This is a genomic window from Pedobacter sp. UBA4863, from assembly GCF_002399615.1.
In the GTDB taxonomy this organism is placed as follows: Bacteria; Bacteroidota; Bacteroidia; order Sphingobacteriales; family Sphingobacteriaceae; genus Pedobacter.
Map to the genome: position 1 here is coordinate 4,435 of NZ_DHDZ01000053.1, position 2,590 is coordinate 7,024.

At 37.8% G+C, this 2,590-nt stretch carries 3 protein-coding genes; 2 read left to right on the forward strand and 1 reads right to left on the reverse strand.

Annotated features, from left to right (window positions below):
• The coding region (locus B3I52_RS13940) for an FGGY-family carbohydrate kinase (RefSeq protein ID WP_293302297.1) at window positions 1–348 on the forward strand (348 nt) is incomplete at its 5' end.
• A 156-nt stretch (window positions 349–504) separates the two neighbouring features.
• On the opposite strand, the gene B3I52_RS13945 is transcribed toward B3I52_RS13940, so the two are convergent.
• A complete protein-coding gene (locus tag B3I52_RS13945; RefSeq protein WP_293302300.1) occupies window positions 505–1,398 on the reverse strand; it encodes an AraC family transcriptional regulator in 894 nt (297 codons plus the stop codon).
• Between the two features lie 124 nt (window positions 1,399–1,522).
• Here B3I52_RS13945 and B3I52_RS13950 point away from each other — a divergent pair.
• Window positions 1,523–2,590 (forward strand): PEP/pyruvate-binding domain-containing protein (locus B3I52_RS13950; protein WP_293302303.1); only part of this gene is annotated, 1,068 nt, incomplete at its 3' end.

Here is a 2,590-nt window from a genome sequence, read left to right on the forward strand (position 1 = left end):
TTGGTAGAAGCAACGGCTTTTGGTTCTAAAGCCATCATGGATCGATTTATAGGACAAGGTGTGGGTATTACACAAGTAATTGCATTAGGCGGTATTTCTAAAAAATCACCCTATGTAATGCAAACCTTAGCCAATATCCTAAATGTACCTATTAAAGTGGCAACTAGCGAGCAAGCTTGTGCTCTGGGAGCTGCAATGTTTGCTGCGGTAGTTGGAGGCGTTTACGCTAATATCGCAGATGCACAAAGCGCCATGACTTCTGGTTTTGATGCCTGTTATTATCCTGAAGAAGATAAAGCAGCTATTTATAAGGTGTTATATGAAAAGTATCAAGAACTAGGTAGGTAGTAGGTTAGATAAGTTTATAAATCACCCATAAAACGGTTTAAGATTTTTATTGCTCGCAAAAGCTTCTCATCAAAAATGGGGAGCTTTTGTGTTATTCAGAGGTTCTATAACAGTTTAGTAGCTAATTAGCGCCTTATAAAGCTCACGTTAATTGCTCTATTTTCTTTTCGATTGTCGATAGGCTAATGGCGATTTCCCGGTCTGTAGCTTAAAATATCGATTAAAATTAGATAAGTTGCTGAAGCCCGAATCTGTACAGATGGAAGTTACACTATTATTGCCTTCCCTCAGTAATTTGCAGGCGTGTTCTATTCTAACTTCAATCAAAAAATCGAAATAGCTTCGGCCGGTACGCGATCTAAAGTAGTGGCAAAAGGCATTGGGCACCATGTGTACTATGTCTGCAATGTCTTTAAGCTTAATTTCTTTGTAAAAATTGTCCATGGTGTACAAGTAAATCATGGTAAGGCGGGTCTCGTCTATTTTTTTGAAAGGTTTTGTCTCTTTTTTAGATGGCTGTTCTTGCGCATTGGCTAGTGTTTCTTTTTCGGCAATTTCATTTAACAGTTGTAGTAATATTGGTAATTGTCCATAATTAGGGGCGTTTTCTAATTGGTCTAGGTAAGAGACTATATGCGGTTGGGTCTGCTCATTAATTATTATTCCCTTTTTGGCGGCAGCTAATAAATTAACTAATAAAGTGTTTTCAGGGAGCGATAAAAAATCATTCCCAAGCCTATTTGGATCAAAATGAAGGGTGAGCAATTGTAAAGGTGTAGGTGTTTTGCCATGTTTCATAGCATAATCATAGTAGCGGTTGGTTTCAAACTTAAACATGTGCGGTACATTAGCCCCAATTAAAATCATCGTGCCCGACGAAATTCTCCTCGACAGATTATCTATAGAGAAAGTGCCTTCTCCCGAACGTACATAGAGCAATTCCATTTCCTGATGGGCATGGAAACTATTTAACGCATGGTAAATTTCGGCCCTTGCCAGCGTAAATGTAGATCCTTTTGCTCTTATATCTTGTCCAAAAAAATCTTTCATTAGTATAATATGAATATTAATTATTTATAATATGCTATAAAGTTATTAATATAATATTAGTTTGTCTTAATATTTAACAAGTTAACTCGTAAAAAGGTCTCTACCTTGGTCCTAAATTATTAAGATGATGAACACAAGTAGATTTACAATGGAACTGATTGAGGCTTCGATAGGAGATATTGATCAGGTTGGAGGAAAAAATGCCTCTCTTGGCGAAATGTTGCAACAACTTACACCACTAGGCGTTAAAATACCGAACGGTTTTATCCTTACCAGTTATGCCTATTATCAGTTCATTAGCCATAACCAATTAGACCAGCAAATTAGAGATATTTTGGAGGGTGCCGATATCGAAAACCTACAGGTGCTTAGCAGTTGCGGCCGTCAAATTAGGGAGTTGATAGAAAATGGGACGTTTTCTCCAGCAATGGAACAAGAAGTTCTGGCTGCCTATGAAAAACTAATTGGTGCGGAAAATATGGATGTACTCGGTGTTGCGGTACGTTCATCTGCTACAGCAGAAGACCTTCCCGACGCTTCCTTCGCAGGTCAGCAAGATACCTATCTGAACATTAGAGGGCAACAAAACTTATTGTTGGCCATTAAGAACTGTTTTGCCTCATTATTTACCGATAGAGCCATCAGTTACCGAGAAGCGTTTAACTTTGGGCATTTCAATATTGGGCTTTCGGTATGTGTACAGCAAATGGTTAGATCAGACATAGGTATTTCTGGTGTGGCTTTTTCTATCGATACCGAAAGTGGCTTTAAAGATGCGGTAATTATTAATGGTGCTTACGGATTAGGCGAATTAATAGTACAGGGTACAATTAACCCAGATGAATTTATTGTGTACAAGCCTTTGCTGAAAAAAGGATTTCCTGCTATCGTAGAAAAAAAGCTAGGTAAAAAGCAACAAAAAATGATCTATGGATTGCAAAAAGGACAAACTGTAGAAATAGTTACTACCTCGGCAGAAGAAACCACAAAGTTCTGTTTAAGCAATGAACAAATCTTATTATTGTCCAATTGGGTAATGATTATCGAAGATTATTATACAAAATTGAAAGGCAAATGGTGCCCAATGGATGTAGAATGGGCTGTAGATGGCTTAAGTGGTCAGCTTTATATTGTACAAGCCCGACCAGAGACTATCCACTCTCTTAAAACGGTTGATACCATTACTGAATAC